Annotated in this window: 1 protein-coding gene; it reads right to left on the bottom strand. The window is 44.7% G+C overall.

All coding sequences use genetic code 11. From position 1 onward, the window contains the following. Nucleotides 1-56: 56 nt before the first annotated feature. Nucleotides 57-25,109 (bottom strand): Calx-beta domain-containing protein, encoded by a 25,053-nt coding sequence (locus G7074_RS20865; RefSeq protein WP_166211101.1) that lies wholly within the window; start codon nt 25,107-25,109, stop codon nt 57-59. Nucleotides 25,110-25,176 lie beyond the last annotated feature (67 nt).

Raw genomic sequence — 25,176 nt, 5'->3', positions numbered from 1 at the left:
TCTTAATATCTTAAAGTAGGGTCTGGTTTAAAAACCAGACCTACTAAGCCTCTTATCTATTTTTTAAACGCCCGGATTAATGTAATGTAACCTTTAAATACTTCGTACTGATCGCTGCCTGCTTTTTTAACGCGCAACAGGTAGTAATAAGTACCTTCGTTTAATCCCTCTCCTGTCCAGTTGTTCTGGTAACCTTTAGCACGGAACACCTCGTTACCCCATCTGTTTACAATGGTAAGTTCGTTGGCCTGGTACTGGTTGATGCCCAGAATTTCGAAGGTATCGTTAATACCATCGCCGTTTGGCGTAAACAGGTTCGGAATGGTAAGTCCGGCGAAGTTGGCGGTTAAGGTTACCCCAGCTACGTTGGTGTAATATCCGAAAGCATCTTTTACGCGGTAACTAAACGTATCATCGCCGGTATAGCCAGGATCAGGTCTGTAGGTAATGCTACCATCTGCATTTACAACCACTTTACCATGTTTAGGTTGAACCATAATTTCTACCGTTAACTGATCGAGGGTAGAATTTCCAGGATCATCGTTAGCCAGTACATTAATGGTTACCGGTTTATTGGCAACAGTTCCGCCTTCATCATCAACTGCTTTTGGCGATTTAGGCACCGTGATCACAGTTGCTGTATTATTGCCATCAGATGTTCCGGAAATATCAGAAACGTTAGCGCCACCAGTAGTTTTGGCGTTTACGCTTGCGGTGTTGGTTACTGTACCTAAATCCTTATCGGCCTGGGTTAAAGTATACACCTCAACATTGGTAACTGTTGCTCCAGGAGCAAGTCCGCCGGTAACAATGATAGCCTTATTGTTTAAGCCCAGCTTAGCATCGGTTAAAGTAACGGTATTTAAAGTAACCGCACCTGTGTTTTTGATGGTAAAGGTGTAGGTAACTTTGTTGCCGCTAAATGATGCCGTTTTAACCAGGGCAATTGCGCCCGAACTCTGGATTACCGTAACGGTTGGCGTATCATTATTTTCGGCCGTTCCGGATACATCTTTTACCGTAACATTTGCCGGTGTTTGTGCCGCAATGCCAGCCGTATTGGTAACGCTACCCGCATCCTTATCAGCCTGAGTTAACTGATACACATAACTATCGCTTACAGTTTCACCCGGAGCCAATGTTCCAGGAATTACCCTGTTTAAGCCCAGTTTAGCATCGGTTAACGTAATAATATGCAAGGTTACATTGCCTGTATTTTTCACAGTAAAGTTGTAGGTAATGCTATTTCCATCACTGCTTAAAGTACCTGTTTTAACCAAAGTAAGGGTTGATGCCGGAGCGATTACCGTTACTGTAGCATCATCAACAGCCGTTGTATTCGGATCATCAGATTTTGGTTTGTTTAAAGTACCACCATTTGGTGTTTGGGCAGTTGCCGAAGCCTGGTTGCTAAACGAACCGGTATTTACCTCAGTTAAAGTAACCGTGTGCTTAGCCGTAACTGTTACGCTGGCACCTGGCAATAAGCTCGCAATTCCAGCTGGTAAGATCGATCCTGCATCGGCACCCGCATCAGAAACAGTAACATTTGTTAAGGTTACATTACCTGTGTTGGTTACTACAATGTTGTAATTAATCACATCGCCTGCTTTGCTTACCGCATTGGTAGCTACTTTGGTTAAACTCATGGCCGGAGCGGCAACCAGGGTTACATTTACCGGAATAGTTACGGTAGTTGTCCCTCCTTTACCATCACTTACGATTACGGTAAAGCTATCGGCACCGCTATAACCCGCAGCCGGGCTATAGGTATAAGTACCATCGGCATTAACTGTTACCGTACCATGCGCAGGAGGCGTACTTACGGTGAAAGTAAGCGGATCACCGTCTACATCGCTGGCAGTAATGCTGCCGTTAACCGTAGTATTTTGTGGCGTAGTAATGGCTGGCGCAGTTGCCACAGGCACATCGTTAACCGGATTTACCGTTACCGAAATACTTACCGTAGTTGTGCCCCCTTTACCATCACTCACGGTTACCGTAAAGGTATCTGTACCATTATAGTTTGGAGCAGGTGTATAAGTATAGGTACCATCAGCATTTATTACAACTGTACCATGAGCAGGTGGCGTAGTTACCGCAAAGGTAAGCGGATCGCCATCAGCATCGGTCGCGGTAATTTTTCCGTTGGCCGAATTATCTTCATTGGTAGTAATGGCTGGTGCCGTAGCCACAGGTGCATCGTTGGTAAAATTAACCGTTACCGAAATGGTTACTGTGGTTGTGCCCCCTTTACCATCACTAATCGTTACGGTGAAAGTATCACCCCCGCTATAACCTGCATTTGGAGTATAGGTATAAGTACCATCGGCATTAACCACCACAGTACCGTGCGCAGGCAATGTGGTTGCGGTATAAGTCAGCGGATCGCCATCAACATCGGTTGCGGTAATTTTACCATTTACCGGGGTATTTTTGGCGGTTACCAGGAACGGTGCTGTTGCCACAGGCGCATCGTTCACCGGCGCTACTGTTACCGAAATAGTTACTGTAGTTGTACCGCCTTTACCATCACTTACGGTTACGGTAAATGTATCTGTACCGTTGTAGTTTGGAGCAGGTGTATACGTATAGGTACCATCAGCATTAACCACTACTGTACCATGTGCAGGTGGCGTAGTTACCGCAAAAGTAATCGGATCGCCATCAGCATCTGTAGCGGTAATGGTTCCGTTCACCGCATTATCCTCGTTTGTGGCAATAGCTGGTGCAGTAACAACCGGAGCAACGTTTGTTGGATTAACCGTTACTGGTATAGTTACCGCAATTGTACCACCTTTACCATCGCTAATCGTTACCGTAAAGCTATCAGCACCGCTATAATTATTAGCAGGCGTATAAGTATAGGTACCATCGGCATTCACTACAACAGTTCCGTGTGCCGGTTGCGTAGTTACGGTGAAGGTAAGCGGATCGCCATCTACATCGCTAGCGGTAATGGTTCCGTTAACCGGTGTATTTTTATTGGTAACAACAGCTGGTGCAGTTGCAACCGGCGCATCGTTTACCGGCGCTACTGTTACCGAAACAGTCACTGCAGTTGTGCCTCCCTTGCCATCGCTTACGGTTACAATAAATACATCTGTACCATTATAATTTGGTGCAGGCGTATAAGTATATGTGCCATCAGGATTAACTACCACAGTACCATGCGCTGCTGGCGTAGTTACTGTAAAAGTAAGTGGATCGGCATCGGTTGCAGTAATTGCTCCATTCACAGCGTTATCCTCATTAGTGCTTAGCGCAGGTGATGTAGCCACAGGTGCACGGTTATCTCTGATGTTAACTGTAGCAGGTGTAGTGTTGGCTACGATTAATGCATTGTTGGTAGCTGCATTCATCGTTAAAATTACCGTCTCATTTCCTTCGTTAATGTTATCATCAAGTACAGGAACGGCAACTGTTACCATGGTTTGTCCGGCAGGGATAGTTACCGTAGTACCGATAGCTGTATAATCGGCACCGCTGGTTGCTGTACCACTTACCGTGTAAGTAATTTGCGTAGCTGTTGTTGATACATTACTTAAAGTAAATGTAAACTGGCCTGCTGTTGCAGGTTCAGCGCCATCGGCTGTTGCAGTTACAGTAACCGTTGTATTCGTTCCATCTAAAATATTGATGGTTGCCGGAGCATTGCTTACTATTACCGAAGGGTTATCAGAGAGTGTTAAAGTAGCAATTACGGTTTCTGATCCTTCTACAATGGAGTCGCTCAATACCGGAATGGTAATGGTTGCGGTAGTTTGACCAGCCGGAATGGTAATGGTTTTCGTTACAAGAGTACTGTAGTCGCTGCCTTCGGTTGCGGTACCACCCAAAGTATAGGTAATATGCGTATCGGTAGCCGAAGCTTTACTCAACGTAATATTGAACGTTCCGTTAGTCTGGCCACTTTCGTTACCATCTGTTCCGGCGGTGATGGTTGCTACCGAAGCATCGTTATCTACAATGGTAGTAGTTGCCGTATTGTTGGCGATGGTTACTAAGCCTCCGGTTACATTGCTGATGCTTGCATTAAACGTTTCGCCGGTTTCAACAATATTATCGTCGTTAATTGGCACAGTAAACGTTAAAGTACTATTGGCAGCAGCACCTGCAGGGAAGGTTAAAATTCCGCTGGTTGCGTTATAATCTAAGCCCGCAACTGCGGTTCCATTGCTTGTTGCATACGCTACGGTGAATGCATTTTGAACTGCATTACTTAAAGTAACCGTAAATGTAGCCGTTCCAGCCGACTCGTTAACGGTTGGCGTACCAGATATACTTACCGTTGCGGCATTGTTATCGGTGATATTAATGGTTGCCGGCACATTGCTTACTGTTATTGCAGGGTTACCCGAAAGGGTTAATGTAGCAGTAACGGTTTCATTACCTTCAAGCAGTGCATCGCCCAGAACCTGAATACTGATTGTTCCGGAAGTTTGACCTGCAGGAATAACAATGGTTTTGGTTACAATAGTACTGAAATCGCTACCCTCTGTGGCGGTACCACCTAAAGTATAGGTAAGCTGCGTATCGGTTGCCGATGCTTTACTTAATGATACCCTGAATGTTCCGTTTGCCGGACCGTTTTCATTACCATCAACTCCAGCTGCAATAGTAGCTATTGAAGTGTCGTTATCGGTAATGGTAGTTGTTGCGGTAGCTGTACCAATGGTTACCAGTCCGCCGGTTACATTGCTGATTGTAGCGCTAAATGTTTCGTCGGCTTCAACAATATCATCGTTGTTAACAGGAACAGTGAATGTTAAAGCTGTTCCAGCAACAGCACCTGCAGGGAATGTTAAAGTTCCACTGGTTGTTGTGTAATCTAAACCAGCTAATGCAGTCCCATCATTTGTGGTATAAGCCAGGGTGAATGCATTTTGTACAGCCGTGTTTAGCGTTACGGTAAATGTAGCTGTACCTGCCGACTCATTTATGGTTGGCGTGGTAGAGATACTTACGACTGCACTGTTGTTATCGGCAATATTAATGGTTGCCGGAACATTACTTACCGTAATTAATGGGTTACCCGATGAAACTAAAGTAGCGATAACAGTTTCATTACCCTCTGCAATGCCATCAGTAAGTACCGGAATAGTAATTGTTCCGGTGGTTTGACCTGCAGGTATGGTAATGGTTTTGGTTACAATTATACTGTAATCAGCCCCTTCTGTTGCCGTTCCTGTTAAAGTATAAGTAAGCTGTGTATCGGTAGCCGACGGATTATTTAAAGTAATGGTAAATGTGCCGCTAACTGGTCCATTTTCATTACCGTTTGTACCGGCTGTTACCGTAGCAATAGAAGAACCGCTATCCGTAATATTTACTGTTACAGGTGTAGCACTTGCAATAATTGCGGTATTATTGGTAGCTGCATTCATAGTTAAAATCACCGTTTCGGTTCCTTCAACAATGTTATCGTTCAATACAGGTACTGATACCGTTGCCGTAGTTTGTCCGGCAGGGATGGTTACCGTGTTACCAATTGATGTGTAATCGGTTCCACTAGTTGCTGTTCCGCTAACACTATAATTAATTTTGGTATCGGTTGCAGATACATTACTTAGCGTAAAGGTAAACTGACCAGCTGTTGCCGGTTCGGCACCATCAACAGTTGCTGCCACAGTTACAATCGCCTGTGTATTATCGGCAATATTTATGGTAGCTGGCGTATTGCTGATACTTACCAACGGATTTCCGGAAGTTACCAGGCTAGCCACAACGGTTTCGGCGCCTTCAACAATAGCGTCTGTTAATATCGGAATCGTAATGGTTCCGGTAGTTTGGCCTGCTGGAATGGTGATGGTTTTGGTTACAATGTTACTGTAATCGCTACCTTCTGTTGCGGTTCCGGTTAAAGTATAGGTAAGTTGCGTATCGGTAGCAGCAGGTTTGCTTAAAGTTACAGTAAAGGTTCCATTAACAGGACCGTTTTCGTTCCCGGCTGTACCTGCAGTAATGGTAGCTACCGATGCATCGTTATCGGTAATGGTTACTGTAGCTATTCCATCATCAATGGTTACCAGGCCACCGGTTACATTACTGATTATACCATTGAAAGTTTCGCCAGGTTCGGCAATGTTATCATCTATAATCGGAACGGTAAAGGTTAAACTTGCACCGGCAGCCGACCCCGCAGGGAAAGTTAATTTTCCGCTGGTAGCTACATAATCCAAACCTGCAATTGCAGTTCCGTTAGATGTGTTATAATCAACACTGAATGCATCCTGTACCGATCCGCTTAGGGTTACGGTAAAGGTGGCCGTGCCCGCAGCCTCATCTACATTGGTTTGGAAAACTGAGATACTTGCAGAAACAGCATTATTATCTAAAATATTAATGCTTGCCGGAGTATTGTTTACCGTTATCATTGGATTATTGGTACCGGCCAAAGTAACTACAACTGTTTCTGTTCCTTCTACAACAGCATCGCTTACCACCGGAATAGTAATGGTTCCGGTAGTTTGACCAGCTGGGATGGTAATGGTTTTGGTAATGGCGCTGTAGTCGCTACCTTCTGTTGCTGTACCGCCAACTGTAAAAGTAATCTGCGTATCGGTTGATGAAGGATTATTTAAGGTTACCGTATATGTTCCGCTAACCGGGCCATTTTCATTACCGTTTGTTCCTGCAGTAATAGTCGCTACTGAAACATCGTTATCGGTAATTGATACCGTTGCAGCAGAAGTACCCAATGTAACCACTCCACCTGTAACATTACTTAATGCCACACTGAATGTTTCGGTTGGTTCAACAAGGTTATCATCGTTAATTGGAACGGTGAAAGTTAAAGTTGCACCTGCCGCCGAATTTGCAGGGAAAGTTAAAGTCCCGCTGGTAGCGGTAAAATCAGTGCCCGAAGTTGCCGTACCATTTACCGTAGCGTAATTTACAGTAAAGCTGTTTTGTGTAGCGTTACTTAAAGTTACCGTAAATGTAGCGGTACCTGCATTTTCGTTAATTACCGGTGCGCTAGAAATGCTTACACTTGCCGCATCAGCATCGGTAATGCTTACGATAGCAGGTGTATTATTAAGTGTAATTGCCGGATTGTCAGATGCTGTTAAGGTAGCAATAATTGTCTCAGTACCTTCAGCCAAAGCATCGGCCAATACCGGAATGGTAATTGTTGCCGTGGTTGCACCCGCCGGGATAATAATTGTTTTAGTTACGGCGCTGTAATCGGCACTTTCGGTCGCTGTTCCACTTAAAGCAAAGGTTAAGGTTGTTGGTGTAGCCGATGGATTGATTAACGTGATATTAAATACGCCGTTTATTAAACCATTCTCATTTACATTAGTGCCCGCGGTGATGCTCGCCACTGCGCTATCGTTATCGGCAATAACTACTGTTGCCGGGCTTGTACCAATCGCTACATCTGCCCCAACTACATTGCTTAAGCCTACAGTAAACGATTCTGAATTTTCAATTAAATGATCATCGATAATCGGAATTACCACATTAAGTATAGTGCCTGCAGCCGAATTTGCCGGGAAGGTTAAAGTTCCGCTGGTAGCAGTATAATCCAATCCTGACAGCGCTGTTCCGTTTGCTGTTGCGTAATCGACCGTAAAGCTATTCTGAACCGCAATATTGAGCAGTACAGACAAAGTAACAGTACTCACTCCTTCATTAACACTTGGTGCACTGATCGAGATACTTACGTTAGCGGTATTGGCATCTAATAAATTGATGCTGGCCGCTGTTCCGTTAACACTTATCGCCGCATTATTCGAAGTACCTAAAGTAGCCACAACTGTTTCGATACTCTCAGCCACAGCATCAACAATTACCGGAATAGTAATCGTTGCGGTTGTTTGTCCGGCCGGGATGGTAATGGTTTTGGTTACGATATTGGCGTAATCTGTACCTTCAGTTGCAGTACCTGCCAAAGTATAGGTAAGCTGCGTATCGGTTGCTGACGGATTGCTCAGCGTTACCGTAAATGTTCCGTTAACCGGGCCACTTTCATTTCCGTTTATACCCGGAGTAATGGTCGCCACAGCGGTATCGTTATCGGTAATGCTTACCGTTGCTGTTGATGTTCCAATGGTTACCAATCCGCCAATTACATTACTCAAATTAGCACTAAAGGTTTCGGCTGGTTCAACAATGTTATCATCATTAACCGGTACGGTGAATGTTAAGCTGGTACCTACTGATGAATTGGCCGGGAACACTAAAGTTCCGGCGGTCGCGGTATAATCTAAACCTGCAGTTGCTGTTCCGTTTGCAGTATTATAATCAACACTAAACGAATTTTGTACTGCAGTATTTAAAGTAACGGTAAAGGTTGCTGTTCCGGCAGCTTCATTTATAACAGGTGTGGCAGTAATACTCACTGTTGCCGTGTTGTTATCTAAAATATTAATGCTTGCCGGTGTATTATTTACGCTTATCAATGGATTATTTGAAGTACCCAAAGTAACCTGAACGGTTTCTGTTCCTTCTACAATGGCATCGGTTAATACCGGAATAGTAATGGTTGCCGTAGTTGCACCTGCCGGGATAGTAACGGTTTTAACCACTGGCGAGTAATCGCTTCCTTCAACAGCTGTTCCGCCTACAGTATAAGTAAGCTGTGTATCGGTAGCCGATGCTTTACTTAAGGTTATGGTAAATGTTCCATTAACCGGGCCGTTCTCATTACCCGTTGTTCCAGGTGTTACAGTTGCAATGGCGGTATCGTTATCGGTAATATTAACGGTTGCTGGTGTTGTACTTGCTGTAATTGCCGCATTATTTGTTGCGGCAGTCATGGTTAAAATAACCGCCTCTGTACCTTCAACAATTTCATCGTTTAATACAGGCACACTTACTGTTGCAGTTGTTTGTCCGGCTGGTATGGTTACCGTTGTACCTATTGCCGTATAGTCAGTTCCACTGATTGCGCTTCCGCTAACTGCATAGGTTACCTGAGTATCAGTTGTAGATACATTACTTAAAGTAAAAGTAAACTGACCTGCAGTAGTAGGCTCTGCCCCATTAGTTGTTGCTGCTACAGTTACGGTTGCAGTAGTATTATCGATAATGTTAATGCTGGCAGGTGTGTTGCTTACGCTTACCAGCGGGTTTGTAGCAGTAGTTAAGGTAACCACAGCGGTTTCCATTCCTTCTACCAGGTTATCGGCCAATACCGGAATGGTAATGGTTCCGGTAGTTTGTCCGGCGGGGATGGTAATGGTTTTCGTTACTATTGTGGCATAGTCACTTCCTTCAACCGCTGTACCCCCAATGGTATAGGTTATGGTTGTTGGTTGCGATGACGGCTTGCTTAAGGTTACGACAAAAGTTCCGCTAACCGGGCCATTTTCAGCACCATTTATGCCTGCAGCAACTGTTGCTACCGATGTATCATCATCAGTAATATTTACAATAGCCGGGGTTGCACTTGCTGTAATTGCTGCATTGCTGGTTGCAGCCTGCATGGTTAACACAACGGTTTCAATTCCTTCAGCAATGTTATCATCTATCACTGGCACCGTTACCGTTGCAGTGGTTTGTCCCGCAGGGATGGTAACCGTTGTACCAATTGCGGTATAATCAGTTCCGCTTGTAGCGGTTCCGTTAACCGAATAGGTAATCTGCGTATCGGTAGTAGATACATTGCTTAAGGTAAAGGTAAATAAGCCTGGGGTAGCAGGCTCTGCTCCGCTTGTTGTAGCCGCTACGGTTACTGTTGCCGTACTGTTATCGGCAATATTAATGTTTGCAGCAGTATTGTTTACCGTTACCAACGGATTACCTGAGTTGGTTAATGTAGCAATTACCGTTTCTGTTCCTTCTATAATCTGATCGGCCAATACCGAAATGGTAATGGTACCAGTAGTTTGACCAGCCGGTATGGTAATCGTTTTCGTTACAATAGTAGTATAATCACTTCCTTCGGTAGCCGTACCGCCTAAAGTATAGGTTAAGGTAGTTGGCACCGACGACGGGTTGCTTAAAGTAACAATGAATGTACCATTTAAAGGCCTGTTTTCGTTCCCTGGCGTTCCTGCTGTGATGGTCGCTACCGATGTATCGTTATCAGTAATATTAACCGTTGCAGGTGCCGTACCTGCAGTAATAGCAGCATTACTTGTTGCGGCTACCATGGTTAAAATTACTGTTTCTGTTTCTTCAGCAACATTATCATTTAATACAGGTACACTTACTGTTGCTGTGGTTTGTCCGGCAGGGATGGTTACCGTTGTACCAATTGCAGTAAAGTCTAAACCACTTACAGCTGTTCCGCTTACGCTATAGGTAATTTGGGTATCAGTTGTAGCCGGATGGTTTAAAGTGAAGGTAAATAAACCTGGTGTTGTTGGCTCAGCACCATCAGTCGTAGCGGCTACAGTTACTGTTGCAGTAGTCGCATCGTTTATGTTGATGCTTGCAGGCGTATTGTTTACTGTAATTTGCGGATTGCCAGAAGTAGTTAAGGTTGCAATAACCGTTTCCGTTCCTTCTACCAAATCATCGGCCAGTACCGAAACAGTAATGGTACCCGTGGTTTGACCAGCCGGGATAATTAATGTTTTGGAAACAAACGGTGTGTAATCGCTTCCTTCAGTTGCAGTTCCTCCTAAAGTATAGGTAATCTGCGTATCGGTTGATGATGGTTTACTTAAGGTTACGGTAAATGTTCCGTTAACCGGACCATTCTCATCGCCCGGTACACCTGCCGAAATAGTTGCAATTGAACTATCGTTATCTAAAATAGTAGCGGTTGCGGTTGCATTACTGATTAACACTACCCCACCGGTTATATTACTTAATGTTGCGGTGAAGTTTTCAGTCGCTTCTACAATACCATCATCGGTTACCGGCACGGTGAATGTTAATTTATCGCCTGCGGCAGAATTTGCAGGGAAATTTAATACACCACTTGTTGAGGTATAATCCAATCCGTCGATCGCAGTTCCGTTAGCAGTAGCATAATTCACACTGAATGCATCCTGAACAGCATTATTTAAGGTTACGGTAAAAGTAACAGTCCCATCGCCCTCATTAACTGAAGGTGTTGTGGTAATACTTACACTTGCAGTGTTGGCATCGAGGATATTAATAGATGCCGGAGCAGCATTAATGGCTATTGATGGATTCGAGGTATTTACCAGGTTCGCTACTACAGTTTCTATACTTTCCGTTACAGCATCTGCCAATACCGGAATCAAAATGGTTCCGGTAGTTTGACCAGCCGGAATGGTAATGGTTTTGGTTGTAATGGTTGCGTAATCATTTCCTTCAGTTGCTGTGCCACCTAAAGTATAGGTAATCTGCGTATCGGTTGATGATGGCTTGCTTAAAGTTACGGTAAAGGTTCCGTTAGCAGGTCCGGTTTCATCGCCGTTTGATCCTGGTGTAACTGTAGCAACCGAAACATCGTTATCGCTAACCGTTACGGTAGCAGAGCTATTCGCTATGGTTACCAATCCACCGGTAACGTTACTTAAGATACCATCGAAAGTTTCGGCTGGTTCAACCAGGTTATCGTTATTAATGGCAACACTAAATGTTAAGGTTGCACCGGCAGGAGATCCCGCAGGGAAAGTAAGGGTACCGTTTGCTGCGGTATAATCCGATCCGATACCTGCTGTTGCCGTTCCGTTTACAGTTGCGTAATCAACCGTAAATGCATTTTGTACTGCATTACTTAGGGTTACGGTGAAAGTTGCCGTTCCATCTGCTTCGTTTATACTGGCTGGTGTTGCCGAGATACTTAGCGTTGCAGTATTGTTGTCGGTAATATTGATGCTTGCAGGAGCATTGCTTACTGTTACCAGTGCATTTGCCGAAGTTGCTAAAGTAGCAATTACCGCTTCAGTTCCTTCTACCTGGGCATCGGCCAATACCGGAATGGTAATGGTGCCAGCGGTTTGACCAGCCGGGATGGTAATCGTTTTGGTGCTAATAGCGGTGTAATCGCTTCCTTCAGCTGCCGATCCGCCTAAAGTATAGGTAATAGTGGTAGCTTGCGAAGAAGGGTTACTTAACGTTACGGTAAAGGTACCATTCACCGGTCCGTTTTCGTTACCGGCAGTACCTGCAGTGATGGTGGCCACAGCGGCATCGTTATCTGCAATATTAACTGTTGCCGGTGTTATACTTGCTGTAATTGATGGATTACTGGTTACAGCGGTCATGGTTAAAATCACCGTTTCATTACCCTCGGCAATGTTATCGTCTGATACAGGAACAGAAACTGTAGCAGTTTTCTGACCAGCCGGAATAGTTACCGTTGTACCAATGGAAGTATAATCGGTTCCGCTGGTAGCAGTTCCGTTAACAACATAAGTAATCTGTGTATCGGTGGTTGCCGCATTACTTAAGGTAAAAGTAAAGGTACCTGGCACAGCAGGCTCGGCACCATCGGCAGTTGCCGCCACTGTTACCGTAGCAGTGGTATTGTCGCCGATATTAATGCTGGCTGGTGTATTACTTACGGTTACTGCAAAGTTATTGGTGCTTGCCAATGTAGCAATTACGGTTTCAGTACCTTCTACCAGAGCATCAGTTAATACCGGAATAGTAATGGTTGCCGTGGTTTGACCCGCAGGTATGGTAATGGTTTTGGTTACGATACTTGCGTAATCGCTTCCTTCGGTAGCTGTTCCGCCTAAAGTATAAGTAAGCTGCGTATCTGTTGCCGATGGATTGCTTAAAGTAACCGTATAAGTACCACTAACAGGGCCATTTTCGTTACCTGTTGTTCCTGCCGTGATGGTCGCTACCGATGTATCGTTATCGGTAATAGTTGCCGTAGCAGTATTGATAGCAATGGTTACCAATCCACCTGTTACATTGCTGATGGTGGCCACAAAAGTTTCGGCTGGCTCAACAATGTTATCGTTTGTAACCGGAACGGTAAAGGTTAAAGTTGCCCCTGCTAAAGATCCGGCAGGGAAGTTTAAAGTTCCGGTGGTAGCGGTGTAATCGTTACCTGCGGTAGCAGTTCCGTTAGCTGTTGCATAATCAACACTAAAGCTTGCCTGCACGGCTCGGTTTAAAGTTACCGTAAAGGTTGCGGTGCCTGCTGCTTCATCAACACTGGTTGGAGTTGCTGAAATACTAACCGTCGAAGCATCATTATCGTTAATGGTTCCGATTCCCTCCGCCTGCGTAATGGTAAGCGGAGCAGTGGCAGCACTTAATGTTGCCTTGAAACTTTCCGCGCTTTCGGTAACGTTATCATCAGTTACCGGAATAAGGATGGTTTGTGTTGCACCGGATACAGATCCGGCAGGGAAAGTAACCACGCCGGTTTTAGCCGTATAATCGGCACCAGCAATAGCGGTGTTATCTGCAGTGCTGTAGTTTATCGAAACTGCATCCTGTACATTACCGGTTAAAGTTATGGTGAAAACCATATTACCGACACTTTCGATGGCCGATGTATTGGCAATCGCCACACTAGCGGCATCATCATCGGTAATGGTTGCTGTTCCGGTAGCACCGGCGGCAGGAATAGTTACGGTTGATCCCGCTCCTACACTATTCAGCGTTAGGGTAAATGTTTCAGCCAATTCGGCGATGTTATCATTAATTAGCGGAATGTTGATGGTTTGCGTTGCACCACTAAGCGAACCAGCCGGGAAAGTTACACTGCCTGTTGTGGCAGTATAATCGGTACCAGCCAAGGCCGATCCGTTTGCAGTTGCGTAATTTACAGTAAATGCATTTTGAACATTACCGGTTAAAGTTACCGTAAAAGTTGCATTGGTACCATTTTCGGTTACCGAAACATTACCAACACTTACCGTTGCATTATCGTTATCGTTAATGTTTACGGTTGCAGGCGCTGTGCTTGCTGTAATAGCCGGATTGCTGGTAGCCGCCACCATCGTTAACACAACGGCTTCAGTTGGCTCAACAAAGGTATCATCAAGTACTAGAACCGGTCGAGTTACACTGGTTTGTCCGGCCGGAATAGTTACCGTTGTACCTAAAGTGCTGTAATCCGTTCCGCTGGTTGCTGTTCCGCTCACTGCGTAAGTAATTTGGGTATCGGTTGTAGCAACATTGCTTAACGTAAAGGTAAACAAGCCCTGTGTGCCAGGTTCGGTCCCATCGTTAGTGGCCGAAACGGTGATCGTTGCAGTGGTATTATCATTTATGTTGATCGTTGCGGTTTTATCAGCCGGACTCGGCGCTACCGTTACCAGGGCACTGTTCGTAGCTACAATTGTGGCCACTACAGTCTCTGTTCCTTCAACAATAACATCGGTTTTAACCGGAATGGTAATGGTTCCGGTGGTTTGCCCGGCCGGAATGATAACGGTTTTGGTAGCAATGGCATCATAATCGGTACCTTCTGTTGCTGTTCCGCTCAGGGTGTAGGTAATCTGTGTATCGGTTGACGACGGATTACTTAATTTAACGGTGAATGTTCCGTTTGCTGGTCCGTTTTCATTTCCGTTAGTACCTGCAATAATTGATACAGTTGCTGCATCGTTATCGGTAATAGTTGCAGTAGCGGTAGCATTACTGATTACCACTACCCCACCTGTAATGCCGCTTAATGTAGCCGTAAAGGTTTCAGAAATTTCGGCTATGTTATCGTTATTGATTGGAACGGTAAAACTTAATACTGTACCCGCAGCTGCATTGGCCGGGAAGTTTAATGTTCCGCTGGTTACCGTGTAATCTAGTCCCGCAGTTGCAGTTCCATCAGCTGTGCTGTAATTTACACTAAACGCATTTTGAACCGCATTATTTAAAGTTACGGTAAAGGTTGCAGTACCGGCCGACTCATTAACGGTTGGTGTTGTGGCAATACTTACACTGGCAGTATTGGCATCGATAATGTTGATGCTTGCCGGAGTGGTATTTACCGTTGCTGCACTATTTGAGCTAACCAAAGCCGCAATTACAGTTTCGGTGCTTTCGGTAAGCGCATCGGCCTGAACGTTGATGGTAATGGTACCTGTGGTTTGACCCGCCGGAATGGTAATGGTTTTAGTGGCAATTGTACTATAATCACTGCCTTCTGTAGCCGAACCGCTTAAAGTATAGCTAAGCTGTGTATCGGTTGATACCGGATTGCTTAAGGTAACTACAAATGTTCCGTTTATTGGCCCGGTTTCGTTTCCGTTTATGCCCGCTGCAATGCTGGCCACAGCCGCATCGTTATCGGTAATGGTAACCGTAGCGCTGGCCGTTGCAATGCTAACCAAACCACCGGTTACGCCGGTTAAAGTTCCGTTAAAGGTTTCGCTTGGCTCAACAAGGTTATCGTTATTGATAGGCACATTAAAGGTTAAGGTAGTACCTGCCGCAGCATTTGCCGGGAAGTTTAGCGTTCCACTGGTTGCGGTATAATCGAGACCTGCCGCTGCCGTTCCGTTTGTGGTAGCATAGGTAACATCGAATGCATTTTGAACTGCACTGTTTAAAGTTACCGTAAAGGTGGCTATACCTGCAGCTTCATTAATGCTGGTTGGTGTAGCCGAAATACTCACTGTTGCAGTATTATTGTCGAGAATATTAATGCTGGCTGTTTTATCGGCTGGCGCTGTGGTTACGTTAACCAAAGAACTGTTTGTAGACAGCAGATTGGCAATAACCGTTTCAGTTCCTTCAACCAGGACATCGGTTTTAACCGGAATGGTAATGGTTGCCGCCGTTTGGCCTGCCGGAATGGTAATGATTTTGGTCGCAATGGCATCGTAATCGGTACCTTCTACCGCAGTACCAGCTAACGAATAGGTAACCTGCGTATCTGTAGCCGATGGATTACTTAGGTTAACGGTAAATGTTCCATTTACAGGTCCGTTTTCATTTCCGCTGGTACCTGCCGTAATAGTTGCCACCGAAGTATCGTTATCGGTAATGGTTGCCGTAGCTGTTGCAGTAGCAATGGTTACCAGGCCGCCTGTTGGGTTACTTAAGGTAGCCGTAAAGGTTTCGGCTGGCTCAACCACATTATCGTTGGTAATTGAAACCGTGAAAGTTTGGATGGCACCCGCCACCGAGCCTGCCGGGAAAGTTAGTGTTCCATTTTTAGCGGTATAATCTAATCCGGCTGTTGCTGTACCATTTGCAGTAGCATAATCAACCGTAAATGCATCTTGAACCGCATTATTTAAAGTTACGGTAAAAGTGGCTGTTCCTGCAGCTTCATCATAACTGGTTGGTATTGCCGAAATGCTTACGGTTGCAGGGTCGTTATCGGTAATGGTAGCTGTACCAGTTGCGGTAGCAATGGTGGTAAGTCCGGTTATTCCAGAAAGTGTAGCGGTAAAGGTTTCGCTTGTTTCGGTAATGTTATCGTTAATAACCGGAACGGTAAAGGTTTGTGTTGCGCCACTTACCGATCCTGCCGGGAAAGTAACTGTACCAGTTGTTGCGGTATAATCGCCTGGTTGAACAGCAGTACCATCGGCCGTTGCAAAATTAACGATAAAACTATTTTGTACCGCACCGGTTAAGGTTACTGTAAAAGTAGCCACACCACCATTTACATTTTCGGCCACTGTAACATTGTTAATGGCTACTGATGCATTGTCGTTATCGGTAATTGATGTAGCAACACTTGCATTACCCAAAGATGCCGGGCCGGCTATTGATCCGACAGATACGGTATAACTCTCCGTGCTTTCCAGGATATTATCATCAACAATGGTAACCGGGAAAGTAATGGTACCACTTGCTGCGCCTACAACTGCCCCTGCAGGGAAAGTAATGGTCGAACTTGTAAAGTTATAATCGGCTGCATTGCTGGTATTAGGCGTAATCGCTGTTACCACAGTAACCGGTGAAGCCAGTGTTGTACCAGGCGTACCGGTAAGCGTAACGGTATAATTAACCGTACCTGCATTTTCGTTAACTAAAGCAGGTCCTGACAATACAACTGTCGGGTAAATGCTCACATTAACCGTAACCGGATCGCTCACTACCCCATCGGCAGTGGTTAAAGTATAGGTATAGCTATCTGTTCCGGTATAACCTGTATTTGGTGTGTAAGTTACTTTTCCGGTTCCATCAACAGTGGTTGTACCATGTGCTCCGTTACCAGCCAATACAGTGGCATTAGTTGCACTTGCACCATCATTGGCTTTAACATCGGTAGTTACCGGTGTATTTACCAAAGTATTGATGTTGTCGGTTACCCCTACCGGTTTAACCGAAATGATGAAAGTTTGCGATGCGCTTTGGTTTACTCCGCCATTTGCAGTACCTCCGTTATCGTTTAATACAACTGTTACCGTAACCTTACCTGTAAAATTAGCGGCAGACGTGTAAGTTAAATTACCTGAAGCATCGATAGCTGGTTGTACTGTAAATGCAGCATTATTGTTATTGGTCAGACTAAAGTTTACCGTTTGCGTGGCCACCTCATCAGTTGGTCCTGCGGCAATAGCCGAAGCCCAGTTGTTTACGGTTTGTGCACCGGTATTGGCATTAATAAGCTGGTCGGCACCTTTTACAAAAGATGGTGCGTCGTTTATTGGATTGATGGTAATGGTAACCGTTTTAGCCGCTGTAGCGTAAACTGTTCCGTCAAATCCATTCCAGTTAAAGTTTGCCGCGCCATTAAAATTGGCATCAGGCGTAAAGGTTATTTTATCTAAATCAGCGCTGTTAATTTCTTGTCCGGCGGTAATATTTATACCGTTTAATTTAAGCAGGCCATTAGCTGGCAGGCTTACCACCTGAATTTTAGTTAAAGCATTATTTTCGGCATCGGTATAGTGACCGGTAAAATCGGCAGGTACAAAAGGTATAACCGTATCTTCATTTCCGGATTTGTTAAAGTTATCTACAACCGGTGGATCATTTACTGGAGTAACCGAAATATTAACTGTAGCAACTGACGAGTATGAAGTGCCGTCGCTTCCAGCCCAGTTAAAGCTCACATTTCCGTTAAAGTTTAAGGCAGGAGCAAAAACCAGATTGGCAATATCCGATGCTAAAATTTCCTGACCGGCGGTTATGGCCGATCCGTTTAGCAGCAGTGTTCCCTGTGTATTTGGAGGAAGGTTAGACAACTGGATTTTGGCCAATGCATCGCCTTCCAAATCGCTAAAGTTGCTGCTAAAATTAGTCAGCGTAAACGGCAGGTTAACATCTTCAGCAGTAGTTAAGCTGATGTTGTTAATGGTTGGGATATCGTTAACTGCCGCAATAACAATATTTACATCATTTTGTGCAGTTGCATATGCTGTACCATCGCTACCATTCCATTTAAAGGTAACTGCGCCATTAAAGTTAGGTGCCGGAACAAAGGTGATGTTTGCTAGATTAGCCGCAGTTATTTCCTGACCAGCAACAATATTGGTTCCATTTAATTTCAATACCCCCTGTGCGGCCGGTGGCAAGGTTACGATCTGGATTTTGGCCAGTGCATCGCCATCCGCATCGGTAAACTGATTGGTAAAATCGCTGGCTGTAAAGGTTAAAGTTACATCTTCAGTACCTGCTTTCGGTACGGCAGTAATTACCGGGTTATCGTTAACCGCGGCAATATTAATGTTTACATTAGCCGGTGTAGCTGCATAAGCAGTACCATCGCTACCATTGTAGCTGAATGATACATTTCCATTAAAGTTAGCTGCTGGTACAAAAACCAGGTTGGCCAAATCTGCGGTTGCAATTTCCTGTCCCGCAGTTACATTAACGCCATTTAGTTTAAGCAAACCTTGCGCTGCCGATGGTAAACTTAACACCTGTATTTTAGCCAAAGTACCATCAACATCTGTAAACTGGCTGGTAAAATCAGCAGCAGTAAAAGTAACATTGGTATCTTCAGTTCCGTTTTTAGTCACATTAGCTACTGTTGGAATATCGTTAACCGGCTGAATGCTTAAGGTTACTGTTTTGCTATCGGTTAATGCCGGCCCACCGGTATTGCCCTGATCGTTTATTCCTACTGTTAGGGTAACATTACCATTTGCATTGGCTGCAGGGTTATAAGTTACTTTGCTGGCTGTAATAAAAGCATTAACAGCTGCTGTACTTCCGGTAATGGTTATGCTGTTGGTGCCAGTTCCTGTAACTGCAATACCTGCTTCGCTGGTAGCGGTTAAAGTACCCTGTCCTGCAGGCACGCTTAAAGTGACCACTTCATTCAGGCTACCTCCGTCGGCGTCGGCAAAACTGATTCCGGTTAATGCTTTTGGCGTATCTTCTACCAATGAAATTGAAGCAGGTACCGTAGCTACCGGAGCAATGTTATAATCTTCACGCCAATCCCTTTCCGCAGTACCCGGTGTATCTAAATTAGGGAATGAAGCAGGTGTTTGTCCGTTAGTTGGATTATAGGCCGCATCATTATTATCGAACGCATCATCTAAACCATCTTTATCAGCATCTGCACCCACAGCTACTACATTGGCTACTCCGTTATTATCCGTATCATAAGCTTCTATCGTATCGCTATCGCCATCATTATCCGAATCTAAATCCAAATAATCGGGCTTACCATCACCATCTGTATCTACAGGAACCAGACCAGTTCCATAAGCATTATCTATACCATCCTGATTGGTATCAGTACCCGAAGGTGCAATATAGCCGGCAGTACTTTGTGCTTCGATATTATCCGAAATACCATCACCATCTGAATCAAGATCCAGGTAGTTCGGAATGCCATCTCCATCTGTATCGGTGGTACCTTCTACAGAATCTTTAATACCATCGCCATCCGAATCCAGATCAAGGTAATTTGGAATACCATCACCATCTGCATCTTTTACGGTCATTGGTGTACCTGAAGGATCGCCAGCCAAAGAACCAGTAAGGTTATTGTAGTCATCCACAATATCTACGATACCATCATTATCAAAATCGTTGGTTAAACCGGTACCTACTTTTCCATCGCCATCGGGATCAGGGCCTCCGTTTTCGGTTACATCAAAAATGCCGTCACCATCAGAATCTAAATCCCTGAAATTCGGAATACCATCACCATCTTTATCTGGTGGGGTATAGCCTCCGTTAGCCGCTAAAGGAACACCATTGGCATCAACATCTGAGGGGCCGATTAAACCAATGCCAGGTAAACCGTTGTTATCAGGATCAGAACCACCGGCTTCAATCACATCCGGAATGCCGTCACCATCCGAATCCAAATCGTGGTAGTTAGGCAAACCATCGCGGCCACCGTCATCGGTAAAACCATCTACCGTATCTAAAATTCCGTCGTTATCATCATCTAAATCAATACCGTCAGGCACACCATCCCTATCGTAATCTGATGTTGATCTCCAATCCCTGTCACCACCCGGTGTCTGCGTATCGGGCATCGAAAGGGGCGTTTGACCAGCGTTTGTAGCGTAACCTATAGGACTGGTATTGCCATTATCGTTATCATAAATATCAGCCAATCCATCGCCATCTGCATCCGGCAATAAATCCATAATGCCATCGGCACCAGCAGCGCCGGTTTGGTTATTTTTTACGTCAACCTCTAAAGAACTATTTACTGCGTTTTCAAGCCAATCCCTAAATCCGTCATTATCGGCATCTGTATCTACGTAATCGGGCGCACTACCTCCATCAATGTTTGAGTAACCTGAAACGGCGCCGCCATTGTTTACATCATAAGCATCATCAATACCATCACCGTCGGTATCCAGGCCTTTTGGTGCCACGTATAAACTTGTAGGCAAGCCTTCAATATTATCGATAATTCCATCGTTATCATTATCAATGTCCAGGTAATTTGAAAGTCCGTCGAAATCGCGATCCTGATTAAATAAGGTGCTAATGGTTACAAAATCCGGATCATTCAAATCTGAAAGTCCATCTTTATCCGCATCAACTATCGCCCCTGTACCAATAATACCATCGTTTTCACCGTCAATAATGTAAAATGCTGCTTCGTAAGTATCCGGAATTCCATCACCATCCGAGTCAAGATCAAGGTAGTTTGGTTTGCCATCTTTGTCTTTATCCTGAATAACCAGTGCTGTACCACCAGCGGCCGGATCTAAAGTATCGATTAATCCGTTTCCGTTAACATCTGCAAATGCACCTGTACCAAATTTACCATCTTTATCAGGATCATTGTTAGGATTTCCATTCGATTCTATGGCATCAACAATACCATCGTTATCCGAATCTACATCCAGGTAATTTGGAATACCATCGCGGTCAAAATCAGCGGTTCCTTCAACTGTATCTAAAATACCGTCATTGTCGTCGTCGAGGTCGACGCTATCTGGCACCCCATCGCGATCAGAATCGATAGTTAGGTTGACTACATTAGAAATTACGCTCGCACAGGCATTATCGCTTTGGGTAATCAAAACCCGGTACTTGTAACCTTCCATGGTGCTGTTTACCCCCGTAATGGTTAAGGTATTGGTTGTTGCCCCGCTATATAAACTGCTGTTGGAAATATTGCTAAAGCTTGTACCATTATTGGTGCTTACCTGCCACTGATATTGGCTGGTACCAGTACCACCTGTGGTGGCTACATTTAAGGTAACATTAGATAAAGCCCTTACATTTTGGTTAACTGGCTGAGTTGTGATGGTACTCGCTGTACCCACGGTAATGATTACCGGCGTTGTAGCTGCCGACTGGCAGGCAACTCCGTTTAAGGTTGATACCGTTGTTCTGCGGTATTGGGTAGTTTGGGTTAAAGCACCCGGCGTATAAGTTCCAGCGTTTGCACCACTAATGATATTCCAGGTGGTACCGTTGGTAGAATTTTCCCATATATAAGTTATTGTGCCTGCTCCTGTTCCACCTGTGGTAGAACTGATCGGGGCTGGAGCAGTATTGGTACAGATGGTTTGGCTGGCAGCAATTGCTCCGACGGTAACCGCGCTCTGTACGTTTACATCAAAGGTAAATGTGTTACCACTACAGTTATCCAACACCGGTGTTACGGTGTAGCGAACGGTTGCAGTGGCAGCCGAGCTGTTAACCAGAGTTTGGCTAATTGGCGCACTAACGGCTGTTGTACCATTACTAAAGCCGGTAACATTGCTTCCACTAATCAGGCTGGCTGTCCAGGTATATTTTAAATTGACAATATTGCTTGTAGGCGTTACTGAGAAAGTGCCATTGCTACATAAAGTAGGGGGATTTGCAGCCGAAGCAGAAATATTTGGCCCAATAACTACTGTGATGGTAAAAGCAGTACCCGCACAACCTGCATTGGTTGGCGTAACGGTATAAACCGCGGTAGCTGTAGTAGTTCCGGTATTGGTTAAAGTTTGTGAAACAGAGCTGGCAGCAGTGCCTGAAGTTCCACCAGTAACCGTACCACCTGATATGGTGGGAGCCGACCAGCTATAAGTGGTACCTGCAGGAGCATCTACCGGGGCAAAATTGAAAGAGCCCGATACACATAAATTATAGCTCTGATTAGCAATACTTGGCCTGGTAGTTACACTGATGGTTACCGGCGTTGATGATGCTTCTGCACAACCTCCACCTGTTACAATTGCCCTGAAAGAAGTTGTAACGTTAAGGTTGGTATAATTTAAAGTAGTTGAGGTGGTATTAGGCAAATATGTACTCCAGGTGGTACCGTTATCGGTAGAATATTCCCACCTTACCGGGGTAGCTGTGGTATTGCCCAATGTTAAGGTTCCGTTACTGCCGCTACAAACCGGCGAAGCACCTGTAATGGTTCCGGTAGAAGTAATGGTAATGGTATGGGTAGCCGTTTTAGGCGTACAACCTGCTGCAGTTGCAGTAATGGTTGCGGTACCCGAAAACACAGGCGAAAAAGTAACCTCACCAGTTGTAGCGTTAATTACTGCCTGCGAACTGGTAGTATTGATACTGTAGGTAATACTAGTTGCGTTAGTTGCAGTTGCCGCATAGGTTTGCGTACCCGCTCCCTGGCACCTGGTAGAACTGCTTCCGGCAGTAAATACCGGCGTACCTACCAAGCCATTTACCTGTATGGTTCCCGATGCCGATACGTTAGGGTTTCCACCTGTGGTGGTTACGGTATAAACCTGGGCACCGCTAGTTGTTGCACTTGGTGTTCCGGAAATAGTAAGCACCTTGGTACTTGTATTATAACTGGAGGTAACACCGGCCGGCAAACCCGTTACATTAACATTTGTTGCTGTACCGCCAATAGAATAGGTAATATTGGTAATGGCCGAGCCTATACAAATGCTTTGAGCATCGGTAGAAGCAGCAGAAGTTAAAGAAATAGCTGTAGTCGGTGTTGTACTGATGGTAACAGCATCATTTGCGGTGTTAGGATCGGTTTGTGTTCCGGTTATGGTAGCCGTGTTGCTATAATCGCCAGAGGCATTTACCTTAGCCGTAATTACCAGCGTAGCTGATGCATTTGAGCCTAACGAACCCACGTTCCAGAGACCAGTACCGCTCGTATACGATGTTCCGGCAGATGCAGTGTGGCTTACGTAAGTATAGCCCGATTTTAGTAAATCGGTTACTGATACCCCAAGCGCAGTCCCCACACCAATATTACTGGCAGTTACGGTAAATTTTATTGATCCGTTTACTGCAGGAGTTGAATTATCTACTGTTTTGGTAATTGCCCTGTCAACATTACATAAAGCTACGGTTACAGGTAAAGATTGTGCACTTGTACCACAACTTAGTCGCGAGGTAATGGTATATGTTCCTGATTCGGTTGGGGTATAACTATTCCCGGTTGCACCAGCAATTGCAACCCCATTAAAGTACCATTGGAATGGCGCAACGCCCGAGGGATCGGCAGTTAAGGTTGCACTACTACAAGTTGGTTGGGTTAGGGTTGGTTTCAGCGCCTGCTCGGGCAAAGGTGTAATAAAATTAGACATGGAATAACCACCACCACTTTGTACCATGGCAATGTTCATCCTGGTAGCACTTGTAAAGGTTAAGGCTGCCGGTGTACCAATGTTCGTATTGGTAAAATCGATAATATAATTCCCGGTACTTCCCAGTTGTCGCCTTACGCCAACACCTGCAATCGATTCTAAGTCGGTATTGGTATAATTGGTAGTACCACCAGTTGTGGTTAAAAATACCTTATCGGTTGCACTCTTAGTGGTGATATAGCCAAAATATGGCAAATCTCCCCCACCACTGCCCCTAAATTTATAGGTTTTGGCCACCAAACTACCTCCACATGACGTTACCGGAGCCAATGTAAGCATATCTACCTCACATCCATCTGCTGTACCTGAATAGGCTACTACATTCTTAGTTGCCAAAATCCTTGATGTACTGTATTGACTTCCTGAAACACCGTTAACGATGGTTACAAAACTACCCGCCGCAACTAAATTATAAGTATTTGTTGAGGTTAAAGTACCATTAGCATTATAATTGGTTACGGTTAAAGTGGTGTTCGCTTGTGTAGCCACAATTGTGGTCTGCTCTGCAGTAGAATTACCTGCACTTCTAATTACCAGGTACTCGCTCCCCAAAGAGGTAACAGGTGGTACCGGGTTAAAAACACCATCGCCGCAGCCTGCAGGTGCATCTAAATTAGAGCCCGAATTCATCACTACAGGAGCCGAACTTTCTACTAATCCACCAATGGGAGTTTGAAAAATATAACTTTGTCCAACATTTAAAGTAGTGATAGCCGTTCCGTTTAATTTCACAGTGGTATTATTTTCAACAGCCATTACACTGTACACCACATTACTTAAGCCATCCCTGTAATAACCTACCCTGAAAGAAGTACCAATAGCCGCATCTCCAAAACTGAATAGCGCCGAATTTCCTTTAATATTGGCATCAGTGTAGGCATCAGAAGCCACATTCCGGATGTTTACCGTAATCGGATTATTACCTTCTACAATAATTCCACGATCGTTTAATATGGTATTTAAGGCATTGGCCGAAACTGTATTTGGATTCCCTACGAAGCGATACACAGCAGGTGCTGTTGGCGTTGGCGTAAGCGTAGTAACCAGCGTTCCATCACTTTTCTTTACCGTTACCGACGTTCCCGATGTGTTGGTGGTAACCACCAGCTCGTTGGCCTGGCTCCAGTATTGCCAAGGAGCCGGAGCAATATAATGGGTTTTATAAGTTTGTGCTTTCGTTAAGCCAATATTGGCAAGCAAAAACAACATTAAGAAAACTAAAAAGCGACTAAAACGGCTTGCCAGTGGTTTAAAAAAAACAAAAGTTTTAGACAAAGAAAGGCACAAGGAATGAGAAGGTAAATTTTTATTCATACACGGGAGATGATCGTCATAATTGAAAGAGCACTGTTGCAATAAATTTATTTCGTGCTATTCCACA

Origin of the sequence: Pedobacter sp. HDW13 (assembly GCF_011303555.1) — a bacterium.
In the GTDB taxonomy this organism is placed as follows: domain Bacteria; phylum Bacteroidota; class Bacteroidia; order Sphingobacteriales; family Sphingobacteriaceae; genus Pedobacter.
The sequence above is the reverse complement of the archived record's forward strand: the minus strand, read 5'-3'. Positions and strand labels throughout refer to the sequence as shown.